Annotated in this window: 17 protein-coding genes; 7 read left to right on the forward strand and 10 right to left on the reverse strand. The window is 64.4% G+C overall.

All coding sequences use genetic code 11. The annotated features are described in order from the left end of the window. Positions 1-2: 2 nt before the first annotated feature. From BH682_RS10210 to BH682_RS10230, 5 genes are read right to left on the reverse strand one after another with little or no spacing between them, the layout of a single operon-like run. Positions 3-1,241 (reverse strand): hypothetical protein, encoded by a 1,239-nt coding sequence (locus BH682_RS10210; protein WP_003940713.1) that lies wholly within the window; start codon positions 1,239-1,241, stop codon positions 3-5. Between the two features lie 47 nt (positions 1,242-1,288). Further along, positions 1,289-1,588, reverse strand: a complete 300-nt coding sequence (locus BH682_RS10215; RefSeq protein ID WP_007727324.1) for a YbaB/EbfC family nucleoid-associated protein — start codon at positions 1,586-1,588, stop codon at positions 1,289-1,291. Beyond that, positions 1,585-1,926: a hypothetical protein gene (locus BH682_RS10220; RefSeq protein ID WP_065352208.1), complete on the reverse strand. Its 342-nt coding sequence runs from the start codon at positions 1,924-1,926 to the stop codon at positions 1,585-1,587. The genes BH682_RS10215 and BH682_RS10220 overlap by 4 nt, the downstream gene beginning before the upstream one ends. Positions 1,927-1,935: 9 nt before the next feature. Continuing rightward, positions 1,936-2,934 (reverse strand): C40 family peptidase, encoded by a 999-nt coding sequence (locus BH682_RS10225; RefSeq protein ID WP_075832810.1) that lies wholly within the window; start codon positions 2,932-2,934, stop codon positions 1,936-1,938. Beyond that, positions 2,931-3,245, reverse strand: a complete 315-nt coding sequence (locus tag BH682_RS10230; RefSeq protein WP_007727320.1) for a type VII secretion target — start codon at positions 3,243-3,245, stop codon at positions 2,931-2,933. The genes BH682_RS10225 and BH682_RS10230 overlap by 4 nt, the downstream gene beginning before the upstream one ends. A gap of 81 nt (positions 3,246-3,326) precedes the next feature. On the opposite strand from BH682_RS10230, the gene upp reads away from it, so the two are divergent. Continuing rightward, the gene (upp, locus tag BH682_RS10235; RefSeq protein ID WP_007727319.1) at positions 3,327-3,950 is read left to right on the forward strand and encodes a uracil phosphoribosyltransferase; all 624 of its coding nucleotides are present in this window, start codon (positions 3,327-3,329) and stop codon (positions 3,948-3,950) included. Here upp and BH682_RS10240 read toward each other — a convergent pair. Continuing rightward, complete coding sequence (locus BH682_RS10240; protein ID WP_075832812.1) at positions 3,947-5,539, reverse strand: phospho-sugar mutase; 1,593 nt, start codon at positions 5,537-5,539, stop codon at positions 3,947-3,949. The two genes, upp and BH682_RS10240, sit on opposite strands and share 4 nt — an antisense overlap. Then, complete coding sequence (locus BH682_RS10245; RefSeq protein ID WP_047271756.1) at positions 5,536-6,333, reverse strand: purine-nucleoside phosphorylase; 798 nt, start codon at positions 6,331-6,333, stop codon at positions 5,536-5,538. Before BH682_RS10245 ends, BH682_RS10240 begins: the two co-directional genes overlap by 4 nt. A gap of 67 nt (positions 6,334-6,400) precedes the next feature. On the opposite strand from BH682_RS10245, the gene BH682_RS10250 reads away from it, so the two are divergent. From BH682_RS10250 to BH682_RS10265, 4 genes are read left to right on the forward strand one after another with little or no spacing between them, the layout of a single operon-like run. Next, positions 6,401-7,099 (forward strand): enoyl-CoA hydratase-related protein, encoded by a 699-nt coding sequence (locus BH682_RS10250; RefSeq protein ID WP_075832815.1) that lies wholly within the window; start codon positions 6,401-6,403, stop codon positions 7,097-7,099. 12 nt (positions 7,100-7,111) lie between these two features. Next, on the forward strand, positions 7,112-8,272 hold the full coding sequence (locus BH682_RS10255) for a M20 family metallopeptidase (protein WP_003940688.1): 1,161 nt from the start codon (positions 7,112-7,114) through the stop codon (positions 8,270-8,272). Beyond that, positions 8,269-9,417: a M20 family metallopeptidase gene (locus tag BH682_RS10260; protein WP_003940741.1), complete on the forward strand. Its 1,149-nt coding sequence runs from the start codon at positions 8,269-8,271 to the stop codon at positions 9,415-9,417. Before BH682_RS10255 ends, BH682_RS10260 begins: the two co-directional genes overlap by 4 nt. Positions 9,418-9,471: 54 nt before the next feature. Further along, positions 9,472-10,548, forward strand: a complete 1,077-nt coding sequence (locus tag BH682_RS10265) for a hypothetical protein (protein WP_030535059.1) — start codon at positions 9,472-9,474, stop codon at positions 10,546-10,548. A gap of 13 nt (positions 10,549-10,561) precedes the next feature. Here the strand turns inward: BH682_RS10265 and BH682_RS10270 are convergent, their stop codons facing one another. Next, complete coding sequence (locus BH682_RS10270) at positions 10,562-11,032, reverse strand: gamma-glutamylcyclotransferase (protein ID WP_003940753.1); 471 nt, start codon at positions 11,030-11,032, stop codon at positions 10,562-10,564. 154 nt (positions 11,033-11,186) lie between these two features. On the opposite strand from BH682_RS10270, the gene BH682_RS10275 reads away from it, so the two are divergent. After that, positions 11,187-12,590 carry an NAD(P)H-quinone dehydrogenase gene (locus tag BH682_RS10275; RefSeq protein ID WP_003940987.1) on the forward strand — a complete coding sequence of 468 codons (1,404 nt, stop codon included), beginning with the start codon at positions 11,187-11,189 and terminating at the stop codon, positions 12,588-12,590. 181 nt (positions 12,591-12,771) lie between these two features. Further along, entirely contained in the window at positions 12,772-13,953 is a 1,182-nt protein-coding gene (locus BH682_RS10280) for an aminotransferase-like domain-containing protein (RefSeq protein WP_063316655.1), read from the forward strand. On the opposite strand, the gene BH682_RS10285 is transcribed toward BH682_RS10280, so the two are convergent. Further along, on the reverse strand, positions 13,934-14,719 hold the full coding sequence (locus BH682_RS10285) for a 3-oxoadipate--succinyl-CoA transferase subunit B (protein WP_003940707.1): 786 nt from the start codon (positions 14,717-14,719) through the stop codon (positions 13,934-13,936). The two genes, BH682_RS10280 and BH682_RS10285, sit on opposite strands and share 20 nt — an antisense overlap. After that, positions 14,716-15,630: a CoA transferase subunit A gene (locus BH682_RS10290; protein WP_003940930.1), complete on the reverse strand. Its 915-nt coding sequence runs from the start codon at positions 15,628-15,630 to the stop codon at positions 14,716-14,718. Before BH682_RS10290 ends, BH682_RS10285 begins: the two co-directional genes overlap by 4 nt. Between the last annotated feature and the right edge of the window lie 3 nt (positions 15,631-15,633).

A 15,633-nucleotide genomic window follows, 5' to 3' on the forward strand; every position in this document is an offset into this window, starting at 1 on the left:
GACTACTCAGATCGAAGCCGGGCCTCGAACTCGCGTTCGAGTTCGCGCCAGGCCTCGGATTCCTTGGTGAACGGCGCACTCGGAGCCATCCGCGACGGATCGGGGTTGAGGAGGTACGAGACGTACCAACCCAGCTCGTTCGACGCGGACAGAGCCTCCTCGGTGGAGTCGTCGTCGGCGAAATCTGCTGCATCGGTGAACAATTCGACTGCGAGTTCCAGCTGCTCGGCATCTACGACGTCCGGGCCCTGGGCGAGGTCGTCGGCGATACCGGGCAGAACGTAGACGTTCTCGTCCGTGACCTCGATTTCGAGTGAACCGTCGACGGCCGCATTCTGAATTTCGCCGTACGTACTGACCTGCGAGAGATCGTGTTCGTGGTTGTCGGCGAGGTAGCGAGCGAGTGCGCGCTCGCTACGGAAGACGGTGATCAGTCCGTCCTTGCCGAGGAAGATCGCCTGATCTCCCATGTAGCAGCGCAGAGTGTAGAACGTCTCGGCCGAGGTGATGATGCGGATCGGGTCGACACCGACCTCGCCCCAGAAGGTCTCGACTTCGTCTTCGTCCTCTTCGAGGTCGTCTTCGTCGAATTCCTCGTCCTCGCCCTCCTCGGCGACATCGTCGGCGTCGACGGTGTTCTCGGCGGCAGCGAGCAGTTCAGCTTCGGCGACCGCGACGGCGGCTGCATCGACCTTCGGGGAGGTGACCACCTTGTCGATGGCGTCGAGAACGGCGTCCCAGTCCTTGACGATCGCAGCGCCGACCTGGTCCCACAGCTCCAGGCCTTCGCGGCCTTCGAAGGTGCCGGCGCCGGTGGCAAGCGCGCCGAGTACCGGATGGCCGCTGAAGAAGCGGATGACCGCGTCGAGTTCGCACACCTCACCGATGTTGCGAGCCATGTTCAGGGTGTCTTCGAGTTCCGAGACCACCAGTGCCTCAGGGTCACCTGCGGCCAGTTCCGGCACGCCGACGAAGTCGAACGTGAAGTTCTCTTCCGGTTCCAACTCGGCTGCCGACAGTCCGGAGACGACGGCCCACGCCGGATGCTCGACCAGGTCGTTGTCGGAGTCCGTTCGGATGAAGGCCGCGAGTTCCGCGACGGAGGAGAACCCGTAGAGGTCTTCCTCATGGCCGAGAAACGCTTCCCACTCGTCGTCGCCCTCGCGCCAGCGAGGTGCCCACAAAGTGACGAGGTCTCCGTCGGTGAGTCCGATTTCGATAGGGACGATGTCTCCAGCCATGGGCGGAAGCCTATCCACCGCAGCGCGAAAGGCATAGCGGGGGTTCGTCACGTTTGTTTCAGGGCTACTCGGAGCTCACTGACCAGTCGCTCGCGTTCGTCGTTGGACTGTTGAACTGCCTGGTGAATCGTGGCCACCGTCAATGCGGCCACCGTCTGAGAATTCATCGCGGTGATTGCGTCGGTGATCCGTAGGTCGACCAGAGCGCCCAGCCCGTCGACAGTCGCCGTGACTATCCCACCCTCGCTCGAGACGACTACCCGAAGAGCGCCGACCCCGTCGACGGCGTCCTGCAAGAGTCCCGTCCGGTGTTTCGCCAGCTCCATGATTCGATCAATCTCGCTCATATCGAACGCATCCAGCTCGACGGAAGGTTCTGGCCCTCGGCGGCGTCGACATCGGCCAGTTCGTCTCGGGTCGGTAGACCGAGCCGATCGAGGATCGCTGCCGGGACTCCGGTCTCCTCGAGCTCCACACGATGGCGGGCGCCGGCTTCGATTGCTGCATGTGAGCACAGCGTGAGTATCTGCTGCGCCAACCGCTGCCCGCCGTACCGCAGTTCGTCCTGGCTGATCCGCAGGTCCACGGGCACGGCGTGCTCCGTGGCGCGGACCGCGATGGTTCTGGCGCGGTTGACGGCTACGGCTGTGATGATCGGCGGTGATTCGCGCTTGTTCTCGGGCATGATTCCCTGTCATTCCGTCGGACGGTAGAAGCCGTGAAAGCCCATGCCGCTGTTCGTGGTTCGGATGGCGCTGATCTCGACAGGATCGCCGGCTTCGACCATCTGACCGTTGCCGATCACCATGGCGACGTGTCCGTCCCAGACCGCGAGGTCGCCCGGCATCAGATTGTTCTGATCGACCTGGTTCCCGATTCCCTGTTCCTGAGCCAACCTCGGAATATCGACTCCGGCCTGGCCGTACGCCCATTGAGTCAGCCCGCTGCAGTCCAGACCGACTCCCGGCGTCGTGCCTCCCCAGGCGTACGGGACACCCTGTTGAGTGAGCGCGTTGCGTACGGCAGCAGCGGCCTCGGCGTTCGGTGCGGTGGCAATCGAGCCGTCGGGAAGTTCGACCTCAACGCCACCGACGGAACCGGAACCACTTGCGGAACCGGAACCACTTGCGGAACCGGAACCACCCGCCGACTCGGAGACCCCAGGTGCGGGATCGGGTATCGGGACGGACGGGACGAGTGCGGACATCTTGTCGGTCGACCCGGCCAACTCACCGCGTACCCGCTCGATAACCGATACCGCGCGTCCGAGGTGCTCCAACGCGGCCGACAACAACATCAATTGGCCCGTCGGTGTCATCAGCGTCGGCCCGGCCTTGATCGCGAGTGTCAGAAAGGACTGGAGAATCTCACCGAGTTCGGTCATTCCCGCGTACACGGACGTTGTCGCTTCGTCCACGACGCCGGCGATGTCGTTTCCGCGATCGGCGAGGTTTCGCGTCGACGTCTGCGTCTGCTCGGTTTTGGTCACCGCAGCGGTGAGTGCCGTGGACGAGCTCTGAGAGGACGCCAGTTCGCTCAGAGCAGCGCTTCCCAGTTGGTAGGCGATCTCGAGGGCGTCCGTGGCGATTCGGATGCCGACGTCAGGTCCATTTGTGCTGGGGACACCAGTCCCGACAGTGTCGACCAGGTCGATGATCGGTCGTGCGAGTGCGAGTGCGTCGACGTCGATCATGAGCGTGCGGCTTCAGCGAGAGTCCTTCTTACAGATTCCTCGGAGTCGAGATAGACGGCGTGAGCGTCGCGGGTGGCTGACTGGACGCTGGAGATCACAGCGGACAGTCGATCGATGTCGTCGATGTGCGCTTGCTGTGCTCGGCTCGCGACATCGACGAAGTCGCCGCCGATCAGCCCCAGCACAGTGGACAGAGCCAAGTGATCGCCACCCGCCGCGTCCTGTCGAGCTTGCGCGACGTTGTCGGCAACAGTGCCCAACCGCGTGGCGAACTCCGCGATGCTTTCAGTGTCCAGATCCAGATTTGTCAACTTGTCTTCCCCCCGTTGCGCTTACTCCTTCTTGGACGCCGCGCGGGGTGCTCCGGTTCCCGAGGAACTATTCTGATGGTCATGCAAACGCACGTAGTCGACCATCCGCTCGCGGCGGCCCTCTTGACGACAATGCGTGACGCACGCAGTGAGAACGCGACTTTTCGTTCCGCACTTCGCAGGCTCACGCACATGCTGGTCTACGAGGCCATGCGTGACGCGGAGGTCGAGGAATTTCCGGTCGACACCCCGGTAGCAGCGACGACGGGCATCCGGCTCGCGAAGCCGCCGTTGTTGGTACCGGTGCTGCGGGCCGGTCTGGGCATGGTCGAACAGGCGAGTGCGCTGATTCCGTCGGCCGGCGTCGGCTTTGTCGGAATGGCACGTGACGAAGAGACTCATCAGCCGGTTCCGTACCTCGAATCCCTGCCGGCGGATCTGTCCGGGATCCCGGTGTTCGTGCTCGATCCGATGCTCGCCACCGGTGGTTCGATGGTGCACACCATCGACTTGCTGGTTGCGCGTGGCGCGACGGATGTCACGGCAGTGTGCGTCGTGGCCGCTCCGGCCGGCGTCGACGCGCTGGCAGCGTCCGGCCACCCGGTTCGTCTGGTCATCGCGAGCATCGACGACGGACTCGACGAGAACGCTTTCATCGTCCCCGGTCTCGGTGACGCCGGCGATCGGCAGTTCGGACCCCGCTAGAGCGAAAGGGCGAAGGTTCGGAGTTCGGCCAGCCGGGCCTTCGCCTGCTCTACTGCGTTCGCGAGGTCGGCGCGGTTCGCCACCGGGACGACAACTTCGAGATAGCACTTGAGCTTGGGCTCGGTTCCGGACGGTCGCACCACCACGCGGATCGACGGCCCGTCGAATATCACTGCGTCAGTGCGCATACCACCGCGAACCAGGGACAAGTCCTCGGTCGTGACCGGCTCACCCGCGAGTTGGCCAGGCGGATCGGCGCGTAGCCGTTTCATCATTTCCGCGATGTCACTCGAGTCCTCGACGCGGCGGGATACTTGGTCCCCGCGGTGCAGTCCGAATTCGACGGCATAGTCGCCTAGAACGTCCAACAGGGTTCTGTTGCTGCCCGCGAGGGTGGCAGCCAAGTCGGCCACCAGAACGGCAGCTGAGATTCCGTCCTTGTCCCGCACCACATCCGGATCGACGCAGTGCCCGATCGCTTCCTCGTAGGCGTAGACGAGTCCGTCGCCGGCGCGCGTGAGCCACTTGAATCCGGTGAGTGTCTGCGCAAACCTGGCTCCGCGGGCTTTCGCCAACTTCGAGAGCAGGGTCGAGGAGACGATCGTCGTCGCCACCAACGAATCTTCGGGCGCCGTGCTCAGTACGTGGTCGGCCAGGAGCACCCCGGTTTCGTCGCCGCGCAACATGCGCCACTGATCACCGTCGCGAACTCCGACGGCGCAGCGGTCGGCATCCGGGTCGAGTGCGATCGCCAGATCCGCGTCGACACGTCGGGCAAGGGCGAGCAGGCGGTCTGCGGCGCCGGGCTCTTCGGGATTGGGGAACTCGACGGTCGGAAACGTGGGGTCGGGATCGAACTGCTCCGCCACGACGTGCAGGTCCTCGAATCCTGCTGCTCGCAGAGCCGCGGTCGCAGTCTCACCCCCGACGCCGTGCATTGCCGTGAGCGCAATCCGGATCGAGCGGGCGTCGCCGTGCGGGAGGGTCGCGATGCGGGCGAGGTACTCCTCGACCAGAGAATCGTCGGCCGGAATCACCGATGCTCGCGCGACGTCGGCGGCACTACCGATGCGAGCGATCTCGCTCTCGATTTCACGATCGGCGGGGGAGACGAGTTGCGCTCCGCCCGAGAGATACACCTTGTAACCGTTGTCGGCGGCAGGATTGTGGGAGGCGGTGATCTGGATACCTGCCGCTGCCCCGAGCCTGCGCGCCGCGAACGCCACCAGCGGTGTCGGCAGTGGGCGGGGGAGCAGGGTCACCTCGAACCCGGCCGCTGCCATGACCTCGGCGGCGGCGAGAGCAAATGCCTCTGAACCGAGCCGGGCGTCGCGGCCGACCACAACGCGGGACCCGCCCTGGCAGCGAGCTGTCAGCCAGGCCGCCAGACCGGCGGTGGTCCGGATGACGACCGCGAGGTTCATGCCGTTGGGTCCACCGCGCACCGGCCCGCGAAGCCCAGCAGTGCCGAACGTCAGTGGTGCGGAAAAGCGTTCGGTCAGTTCATGTTCGGAAAGGGCGGCTAATTCTGCGCGGGTAACTGGGTCCGGATCGGCGTCGATCCACTCGGTGACGTTCAGTGGTGTCACAGCTGCTCGACCAGTTGACGCAGCAGCACTCCCATCCGGGCCGCCGAGGCTTTGCCTGCCGCCAGCACTTCCTGATGGTCGAGCGGGGCGCCCGTGATTCCGGCGGCCAGATTGGTGACCATGGAGATGCCGAGAACGCGAGCGCCGAGCGCGCGAGCCGCGATGGTCTCGTGAACCGTCGACATGCCGACCAGATCGGCGCCGAGTGTACGAAGCATTCGAATCTCGGCTGGAGTCTCGTAGTGCGGACCGGGAAGCCCGGCGTAAACACCCTCGGCAAGGTCCGGGTCGATCGAGCGAGCCAGCGCACGCAGTTCCGGCGAGTAGGCGTCGACCAGGTCGACGAACTCTGCGCCGACGAGGGGAGAGCGGGCCGTGAGGTTCAGGTGGTCACTGATCAGCACCGGTTGACCGACTGTGTAGTTTTCAGCAATACCGCCGGCCGCGTTGGTGAGGATGACGGTGTCGGCGCCGGCAGCGATGGCCGTCCGGACCGGGTGGACGACGGTGGCGAGATCGTGGCCCTCGTACGCATGCGCGCGCCCGAGCAGCAGCAGGACTTCGGTATTCCCGACGCGCACCGAACGAATGGTGCCCGCGTGCCCGAGCGCCGACGGTGGGGCGAAGCCAGGAAGATCCGCCATCGAGACTTCGGCTGTCACGTCCGCACCGGCGTCGCCGAACACGTCTGCGGCATCGGTCCACCCCGACCCGAGCACGATGGCGACTGACGGTGACGAAGAGCCAGTCATGGCGGACAGAGCAGCGGCGGCGGCCTCGGCGATCGTTCCCATGTGAGCAACCCTACTGAGGAGTCGGGTCGGTTCGCCGGGTGAGTTGGCGGGCGTTACTCTCCCATCCATGCCTTATCTCGAACGCGACGGCGACGTATTCATCCTGTACCTCGGCAACGAGGGCGAAACGGACAACGAGAACCGCTTCGGCCCTGAGTGGATCGACGCTGTTCACAGCAAGTTGGACGAGATCGAAGCGCACGAGGGGCCCGCAGCCCTGGTGACGACGGCGACGGGCAAGTTCTACACGAACGGCCTGGACACGACGTGGATCTTCGGCAATCTCGACGGTCTGCCCGGCTACCTGGACAAGGTCCACACCATCTACAGCCGTTTGCTGACCTTCCCGATGGCCACGGTCGCGGCCGTGCAGGGGCACGCGTTCGGCGCCGGCGCCATGCTCGCGTCCTCGCACGATTTCCAGATCATGCGCGCGGACCGCGGCTTCTACTGCCTGCCCGAGGTGGGACTGAACATGCCGTTCACTGTCGGGATGTCTGCACTGCTGAACAGTCGTCTGCCCAAGCAGACGGCAGTCGATGCCATGACGACGGGGCGTCGCTTCGGCGGTGCCGACGCACTTGCTGCGGGCATCGTGCAGGAAACGGTCGACGGAGACGGAGTGCTCGCCGCTGCTGTGGCCAAGGCGTCGGCACTGACGTCGACTCACGGCAAGAACTTGGCGGAAATCAAGGCAGGCATCCACCGCGATGCTCTTGCAGACCTCGCTCAGGTGACTGACAAGAGCAACTTCTCCTTCGGGTGAGACAATGATCGCGTGAACCAGAATGTCGACAGCGCAGTCAGGTCCGTAGAGGCCGATCTGATTGCGCTGTCGCATTCGATTCACAGCGACCCGGAACTCGCCTTCGAGGAGTTCCGCAGCGCTGCCAAAGTGTCGGACCTGCTGGCGCAGCACGGTTTCGCGGTCACTCACGGGATCGTCGATCTGCCGACGGCCTTCGATGCCACCTACGGCAGCGGAGAGTTGGTCATCGCGATCTGCGCCGAGTACGACGCGTTGCCCGAGATCGGTCATGCCTGTGGGCACAACATCATTGCCGCCGCCGCGGTCGGGGCCGGCATCGCGTTGGCTACCGTGGCCGACGAACTGGGGATCACCGTCCGAGTGATCGGTACTCCGGCGGAGGAAACCGGTGGCGGCAAGGTCCTGATGCTCGAGCGTGGTGCCTTCGACGGCGTCGGCGCTGCCATGATGGTTCATCCAGGGCCGATCGACATCATCGGTGCGACCTCGCTGGCCTTGGCGGACATCGCCGTGAGTTATCACGGTCGCGAGGCGCATGCGTCTGCTGCGCCGGAGTTCGGTCGTAACGCCGCCGACGCAGCGACGCTCGCTCAGGTGGCGGTCGGACTGTTGCGTCAGCACCTGCAGCCAGGTCAGCAGATTCACGGAATCGTCAGTGACGGCGGCACGGCTCCCAACATCGTTCCGGCTCGGTCCGAATTGCTCTACTACCTGCGTGCCGAAACGGCCGCGTCGTTGGCCAATCTGTCCGAGCGTGCCGACGCGTGCTTCGCCTCGGGTGCACTCGGCACCGGGTGCACCCACGAAATCCGCACGGTATCGCCTACTTACACCGAGCTGACCCCCGATCCGTGGCTGGCGGCGGCGTACCGTGAACAGATCGTCGATCTCGGGCGGGTGCCACTGGCAGCGGAATGGGAGCGCTCCCGTCCACTGGGTAGTACGGATATGGGTAATGTGACCAATGTGATTCCGGGAATTCACCCGGTCATAGGCTTGGATTCATCGGGGGCAGTGACACATCAGCCGGAGTTCGCGGCTGCGTGTATCACCACCTCCGCAGATCGAGCGGTAGTCGACGGTGCAATTGCGTTGGCCCGCACTGCTGTCCGGGTAGCGTCCGATCCAGAACAACGCGCCCGTCTGTTGGAAGGGGTAGATCGCCGGTGAACGCGGCAATCGACACGTGGATTCACGCGCACACCGACGACCTCGTCGCGTGGCGTCGACACATCCATGCCAACCCGGAGTTGGCTCGCCGCGAATACGCGACCACCGAATTCGTCGCCACCCGCCTCACTGCCGCTGGATTGTCGCCGAAGATCCTTCCCGGTGGCACCGGTCTCACGTGCGATATCGGACCGGAGGGTCCACGAATCGCACTGCGCGCCGACATGGACGCTTTGCCGATGCAGGAGGCGACCGGAGCGACGTACTCGTCCACAGTCCCCGGTGTGTCCCATGCGTGCGGGCACGACGCCCACACCACCATCTTGCTCGGCGCCGGACTGGCTCTGGCCACGCTGCCCGAACTTCCCGTCGGGGTTCGGCTGATATTCCAGCCCGCCGAGGAAGTCATGCCTGGCGGAGCACTCGACGTCATCGCCGCGGGCGCGCTCGACGGTGTGTCCAGAATCTTTGCTCTGCACTGCGATCCGCGACTCGAGGCAGGCCAGGTGGGAATGCGCCTGGGTGCGATCACCTCTGCTGCCGACACGATCGAGGTCGTCCTCGACTCTCCGGGTGGGCACACGTCGCGGCCGCATTTGACCACGGATCTGATCTACGCGCTCGGCACCGTCGTGACCGGGCTGCCGGGAATGCTCAGCCGTCGTATCGATCCGCGTACCGGAACCGTCATGGTGTGGGGCGCGGTCAGTGCAGGTCAGGCGCCCAACGCGATTCCGCAGACCGGCATGATGACGGGCACGGTACGTACCGGCGATCACGACACCTGGGAGTTGCTCGAACCGCTCGTGGAAGAAATCGTCCACGGACTGCTCGCACCCACCGGAGTTCGCTACCAACTCAACTATCGTCGCGGAGTGCCTCCGGTCGTCAACGACGAGGTGTCCACTCGGATGTTCGAGGACGCCATCGCGACCGTCGGACAAGATGCTTTGGCGGACACCCCGCAATCCGGTGGTGGCGAAGACTTTTCGTGGTACCTCGAAACCGTGCCGGGTGCCATGGCGCGGCTCGGCGTGTGGTCGGGTGAGGGCGATCAGCTCGACATCCACCAACCCACTTTCGATCTCGACGAGCGAGCACTCGGCGTCGGTGTGAAGGTTCTCACGAGCCTGGTTCTGGGATAGTTCCGGTTCCCGTCGGGGGTACCGTTTTTCGTTCGTTCGAGTGAAGGTACGGGCATGTCCATAGGTGTGGGAGTGCGAATCGGCACATTGGTGTCGACGGCTGTCGTTGCGTCGAACGATCCAGGTTCGGCTGATCCGGTGGTATTGGTCAGGGACACGATCCTCAATCAACGCAAGGACGGAACGACGGTGCTCGGTGGCACCGAGCAACTGGGTGCCGGCCGTGAGTTCGCCGAGAGCTGGTCGGGCTTTGTCGGTCGCGTCGGGGACCCGAGTGGCGTCGCAGGAACGGCCGATACTCGTTACCGCGCCGAGGATTTGGTGGCGACCTCGATTCGCTGTCTGTTGCAGGAATGCGAGCCGCTGCCCGATCGTGGTGGTCGAAGCGGGGGAGCGCCCGACATCGTCGCGACCTACCCGTCACGCTGGGACTCGTCGACAGCGGCCCTCATGCAGGATTCGCTGGTCTACGCGGGCCTCGAACGGGTCACACTCGTCTCGGATGCCGAGGCCGTGTCGGCGTGGTTCGAGTCGGAAATCGCGGCACTCGCCGGCACGCTCATCGGCATCTATCACGTGGACGACACCGGGGCAGCGGTCACCCTCGTGCGTTCTGGTGTCGCGGCCGGCCGTGCATTCGGCTTTGCCGGCGACGGGAGTTCGCCGAGTTCACGCCTCGCGACGGCTCTGGGTGCGTTCGGTTGGATGCCGGAGAACTTGGACGCCGTAGTCGTCACCGGTGACGGCGAACCGGCGACAGACAAAGCGGCCATGATGTCCATAGCGGCCGGGATTGCCGAAAAGCTCGGTGTCAGATGTGAACTCGGTCCCGGGCCTGAGCAGTCGGCTGCGCTGGGAGCCGCAATTCTGGCTGCCGGATTCACCTCGACGTCGCACACTATCGTGCCGATCGGATTGCCGCCTTCACACGACGTGACCGAGGTGTTCGACACCCTGGGACGCGAGAAGGTGGCGGCAGAAACCGCTGCCGGGGTGGCGACCGCCGAGCCGGAAACTGCAGTTGTCGCAGGCGAATCGGAGTCGCGCGGTTCCAAGCGTGTGCTCATCGGCGTGACGGTTGTGGTGGTGCTCGCAGCACTGGCAGTGCTCGCGTATTTCCTGCTGCTTTGAGCAGGACAGCTATCTAATCGGTAACACCGTTACCCGGACCGACATTGCGGCTGTTTCTCGTCCGCAACTCTCGTACGTACTCGGCCGGCGCTCCGGCAATCTCGGCGGCGTCGGCCATCACGCCGATGTAGCGGGCCGACGGCAGTCCGCCTTCGTACGCATCCATGACGTAGAGCCACGCAAGTACCGCGTCGCCGGCGGTGTCGACCCGCACGCGGATCTTGCGGTGCAGACCCAGTTCGGCACCTTCCCAGCGGTCCAGACTCACTTCGTCCTCTTCCGGGACGTCGTAGAGCACCACGAAAACACTGGAATCGGGATCTTCGACCACGGTGGCGAGAGCACCCTCCCAGCCGAGGTCCTCGCCGCTGAAGGTCAGGCGCCAGCCTCGCAGCCACCCTGTCCCGGACATGGGGGAGTGTGGGCAGCGCAACAACATCTGCTCGGGATGCATGTTGGAACCGTAGGCGGCATAAATCGACACGGGCGCAAGCCTAAACCGTGGTCCGAGGGTGTGGCGAAGCGGACCACCGGACGCAAGTAATCTGGTACAAGCACTGCGCGACACGTGGTGCTCGAATAGCGTGACACTGGTCGACGGGAGACCCCTGCCGGCCACGCGAGGACTTGGAGGACACATGACCCGGATCGTGATCATCGGTGGCGGACCCGCCGGCTACGAGGCGGCACTGGTAGCCGCGCAGCACGGGGCCACGGTCACCCTGGTCGATTCGGACGGTGTCGGCGGTGCGTGTGTGCTGTTCGACTGTGTCCCGTCGAAGACGTTCATCGCGTCCACCGGGATCCGCACCGACATGCGTCGTGCATCCGACCTCGGCATCACTCTGGATCCGGAGCAGGCTTCGGTGTCACTGCCGAAGATCCACTCCCGAGTCAAGAGTCTCGCGTTGTCCCAGTCCTCGGACATTCGCGCACGGTTGCAGACGGTAGGCGTCGAGGTTCTCTCCGGCACCGCCGAACTGACCGATCCACTCCTCGGCATGGCAGCACACCAGGTTCGCGCGACGCTCGGAAGCGGCGAGCAGAAGACCATCGACGCAGACGTCGTGTTGATCGCCACCGGCGCCAGCCCCCGCATCATCCCGGGAGCCGAGCCCGACGGTGAGCGAATCATGACGTGGCGCCAGCTCTACGACTTGGACGAGCTTCCCGAGCACCTGGTCGTGGTCGGTTCCGGTGTCACCGGTGCCGAGTTCGTCTCCGCATACACCGAGATGGGCGTCAAGGTCACGCTCGTGTCCAGTCGCGACCGTGTTCTGCCCGGCGAGGATGCCGATGCGGCGCTCGTGCTCGAGGACGCCCTCGCCGAGCGCGGTGTCACCCTCGTCAAGCACGCCCGCGCGGACGCCGTCGAGCGCACCGAGAAGGGCATCGTCGTCAAGCTCTCCGACGGCCGCACGGTCGAAGGAAGCCACGCTCTGATGACCGTCGGTTCCGTCCCCAACACCAACGGTCTCGGCCTGGAGCGGGTCGGCATCGAGTTGGACAAGGGTGGATACCTGCGTGTCGACCGGGTCTCGCGCACCACGGTTTCCGGTATCTACGCTGCCGGTGACTGCACCGGACTGCTCCCGCTCGCGTCGGTGGCTGCGATGCAGGGACGTATCGCGATGTACCACGCACTGGGTGAAGGCGTCAGCCCGATCAAGTTGAAGACCGTCGCGTCGGCCGTCTTCACACGCCCCGAAATTGCAACGGTGGGTGTTTCGCAGGCAGCGATCGACAACGGAGAGGTGCCTGCGCGCACCGTCATGTTGCCGCTCAACACCAACCCGCGCGCCAAGATGTCCGGTTTGCGTCGCGGATTCGTGAAGATTTTCTGCCGCCCGGCTACCGGCGTGGTCATCGGCGGTGTTGTGGTCGCACCCACTGCTTCGGAACTGATCCTGCCGATCGCGATCGCCGTACAGAACAACCTGACGGTCAACGACCTGGCGCAGACGTTCTCGGTGTACCCGTCGCTGACCGGATCGATCACCGAGGCTGCTCGTCAGCTCATGCGTCACGACGACCTGGACTGACAACCGACCAGAGTCTTCTTACAATGTGGGAACTCTGTTTCACATACTGAAGTATTGGTGGGATAGTCGAGATACCGACCGAATCAAGGGTCGGTATCTCGGCGCTCTCCCGCCCCGTTGACCCAGGACGGCTCAGGGTGTTTTTCCTCTGACCTTCATTCTGCGTGCCTGGGAGCTTCATATGACACACGCCGCGCTGTCCGCTCGCATGGACGGACTCCGTAGTTCTGCAATTCGCGATCTGCTCACCCTGACTGCCCGGCCTGACGTCATCAGCTTGGCCGGCGGACTGCCCGATCCCGATTTCATTCCGCGGGAGCGAATCTCGAAGGCAGCCCACGACGCACTCGGTGACCCCTCGTCCGTTCAGTACGGCGAGACCTCCGGCCTGCTGCGCCTCCGTGAGGTGATCGCCGAGCGCGAATCATCCAAGATCGGGCGGACACTCGACGTGTCCGAAGTCGTGATCACCCACGGTTCTCAGCAAGGTTTGAGCTTGCTCGCGCAGGTCCTCCTCGACGCCGGTGACGTCGTGGTCGTGGAGGAACCGGCATATACCGGTGCGCTGCAGGTCTTTCGAACGGCGCAGGCCCGTCTCGTTCCGGTCCAGCTGGACGAGGACGGAATGGATACCGACGCGCTCGAGACGGAACTCGCCGCCGGTCTTCGGCCCAAAGTTGTTCACACCGTGAGCAATTTCCACAACCCGCGCGGCGCGGTGCTTTCGGCGCAGCGGCGAGCGCACTTGGCGGCACTGGCGGACCGATACGGGTTCTGGGTGCTCGAGGACGACCCGTACGGCGAACTGTACTTCGGCGAGAAACCGCCAGCACCGCTGGCGGCGTTGTCGGACAGTGTGATTCGGCTGTCCAGTGCTTCCAAAGTGTTGGCACCGGCGCTGCGCGTCGGCTGGCTGCACGGCGACCGAAAGGTCTGCGAGGCGGTCGAACTGATCAAGCAAGGCGCTGACCTGTGCGGGTCTTCGCTCACCCAGCAGATCGCCGCAGACCTCTTCTCCGACGTCGAATGGTTCGACGCGCATCTCGACGTGCTTCGAGCGGGGTACGGCGCGAGGGCGAAGGCGTTGGTCACGGCCGCCGAGACGGAATTGAGTGGGCGTGCACGCTTTTCCGAGGTCCGCGGCGGGATGTTCTGTTGGATGGATTTCCTCGACGACGTCGACACCACCGAACTCCTGGGTGCCGCGCTCGCGCATGGCGTGGCATTTGTCCCAGGTTCGGCCTTCGCGGTCGAAGCGGACCTTGGTCGAAGCGCTCGACTGTGTTTCGCGACGTATCCCGAAGCGGTGCTGGTCGACGCCGTCGGCAGGCTCCGGGACAGTGTCACCGCAGGTACAGCCTGACTTTGTCGATAGTGTTGCGGAGCAGATCGATCTCCGTACCGGACGGCGGGGTGGTGACGGTGACGTGGTCGGCGACGGCCAGATCCCATCCCGTCGCCTCTCGCACCTGATCGACCGAGATGCCTTCGTGGACACTGGTCAGCTCCAACTCGCCGCCGGGGCCCTGGTGTGTCAGGACACCGAGGTTGGTGAACACCTTTGTCACTCCTGCACCTGCCGGCATGATGCCCTTTCCGCTGGCGTGGGCGCGGGCGGGGCTGGGTGAGGTGCAGAAGTCGAGCGCGGCCGGAAAGGAACTGAGGTCGTGGCGACGCATCACGACGAAGATCTCGGCCGCGTTCGCGATGATCTCGACGGCCCCGCCTGCTCCGGGCAGTCTGACCGTCGGGTTCTTCCAGTCACCGATGAAACTTGTGTTCAGGCTTCCCGTTCGATCGATTTGAGCCGCCCCGAGAAAACCGACGTCGACGTTGCCACCTTGCAGGACATAACCGAAGAGTGCGGCCATACTGAGCACGGATTCGGCGCCGGAGACCACGACGGAGTCGGCGATACCTTCGGCCATCGCCGACGGATGCGCGCCGCACACTCCGGATTCGTAGATCAGTTCTACGTCCGGATTCGACGTGTGGCGCGCGAGATCGACTGCGAGCGTGGGGAGCCCGACTCCGGCGAAGACCCGGCGCTTACCTGCCAACTCGCGTGCCGCGACGGCGACGATCGTTTCGGTGGAGGTGGTGTTACCGCTGACAATCGTGGTGGTCACAGTCTGCTCCCGTAGTCGACAGGTGTGGAGAGTTTTGATCCGACCTCGAGATCCGACCAGTAGTCGGCTCCGAGCTTGGCGAGATATTCGTCGTGATCGCCGAGTGTGTACACCCATTCGTCGAGCCAATTTCTCAGCAACGAAGGGTCTTTGGAAATCTCGGTCCAGCGTCGGTAGAAGCCGCAATCGCGGTCGTAGTATCCCTGTGCGTACGACGGGTGCGCGCCGCGCGGGCAGACGACAACCGCGTCGACGGCGTGCGAGGGAATCAGAGTTCGGCTCGGATCTGACCTGATGACCTCGTCGTCGACAAGCTCTTCCACAACGACGATCGCCTTCTTCGCGGCGTAAACGGCTTCTTGCTGCACCCCGGCGATGCCCCAGATCTGTGCGTTCCCGGACGTGTCCGCTCGCTGTGCGCCGATGATCGTCACATCCGGATTCAACGGCGGCACAACGTAGACGCTCCCGCCTCCGTACGGATCCTCGACGAGTCTCAGTTGTGGGTTGAGTGCGGGTAGATCACTACCGGCGTACGACCGCAGCGGGAAGAAGGGAAGTCTGGCCGCTCCCGCCTGATACCGGCACACCATGCCGTAATGGCTGTATTCCTCGACTTCGAGGGGGAGCGGGTCCTGGTTCTCGATGCGTCTGCGTAACTCGTACAGAGAACCTGCGGAGCCACTGGCGAAGAACGAGGCAACCAGCTTTCGGACGCAGCCGGCGGCGACGAGTTGATCGGAAACGATGTCCGGCGTCATCCGGCAGAGGGTGAGGTCCTTTCTGCCCTGCCGGATGATCTCGTGTGCCGCGGCAAAAGGAATGAGATGCGAAAATCCCTCCAGCGCAACGGTCATCCCGTCTTCGACGTATCGGCCGACGGCCTCTTTCATCGAGAGGGTCTTGTCCACGTG

This window comes from Rhodococcus sp. YL-1 (assembly GCF_001942025.1).
Taxonomy (GTDB): Bacteria; Actinomycetota; Actinomycetes; order Mycobacteriales; family Mycobacteriaceae; genus Rhodococcus_F; species Rhodococcus_F qingshengii.

Bases quoted from the DNA above. Each gene is read 5' to 3' on its own strand.
- BH682_RS10245 (WP_047271756.1), bottom strand. From the start codon at position 6,333: ATGGGAACGATCGCCGAGGCCGCCGCCGCTGCTCTGTCCGCCATGACT.
- BH682_RS10280 (WP_063316655.1), top strand. From the start codon at position 12,772: ATGACACACGCCGCGCTGTCCGCTCGCATGGACGGACTCCGTAGTTCT.
- BH682_RS10275 (WP_003940987.1), top strand. From the start codon at position 11,187: ATGACCCGGATCGTGATCATCGGTGGCGGACCCGCCGGCTACGAGGCG.
- upp (WP_007727319.1), top strand. From the start codon at position 3,327: ATGCAAACGCACGTAGTCGACCATCCGCTCGCGGCGGCCCTCTTGACG.
- BH682_RS10225 (WP_075832810.1), bottom strand. From the start codon at position 2,934: ATGATCGACGTCGACGCACTCGCACTCGCACGACCGATCATCGACCTG.
- BH682_RS10210 (WP_003940713.1), bottom strand. From the start codon at position 1,241: ATGGCTGGAGACATCGTCCCTATCGAAATCGGACTCACCGACGGAGAC.
- BH682_RS10220 (WP_065352208.1), bottom strand. From the start codon at position 1,926: ATGCCCGAGAACAAGCGCGAATCACCGCCGATCATCACAGCCGTAGCC.
- BH682_RS10215 (WP_007727324.1), bottom strand. From the start codon at position 1,588: ATGAGCGAGATTGATCGAATCATGGAGCTGGCGAAACACCGGACGGGA.
- BH682_RS10250 (WP_075832815.1), top strand. From the start codon at position 6,401: ATGCCTTATCTCGAACGCGACGGCGACGTATTCATCCTGTACCTCGGC.
- BH682_RS10265 (WP_030535059.1), top strand. From the start codon at position 9,472: ATGTCCATAGGTGTGGGAGTGCGAATCGGCACATTGGTGTCGACGGCT.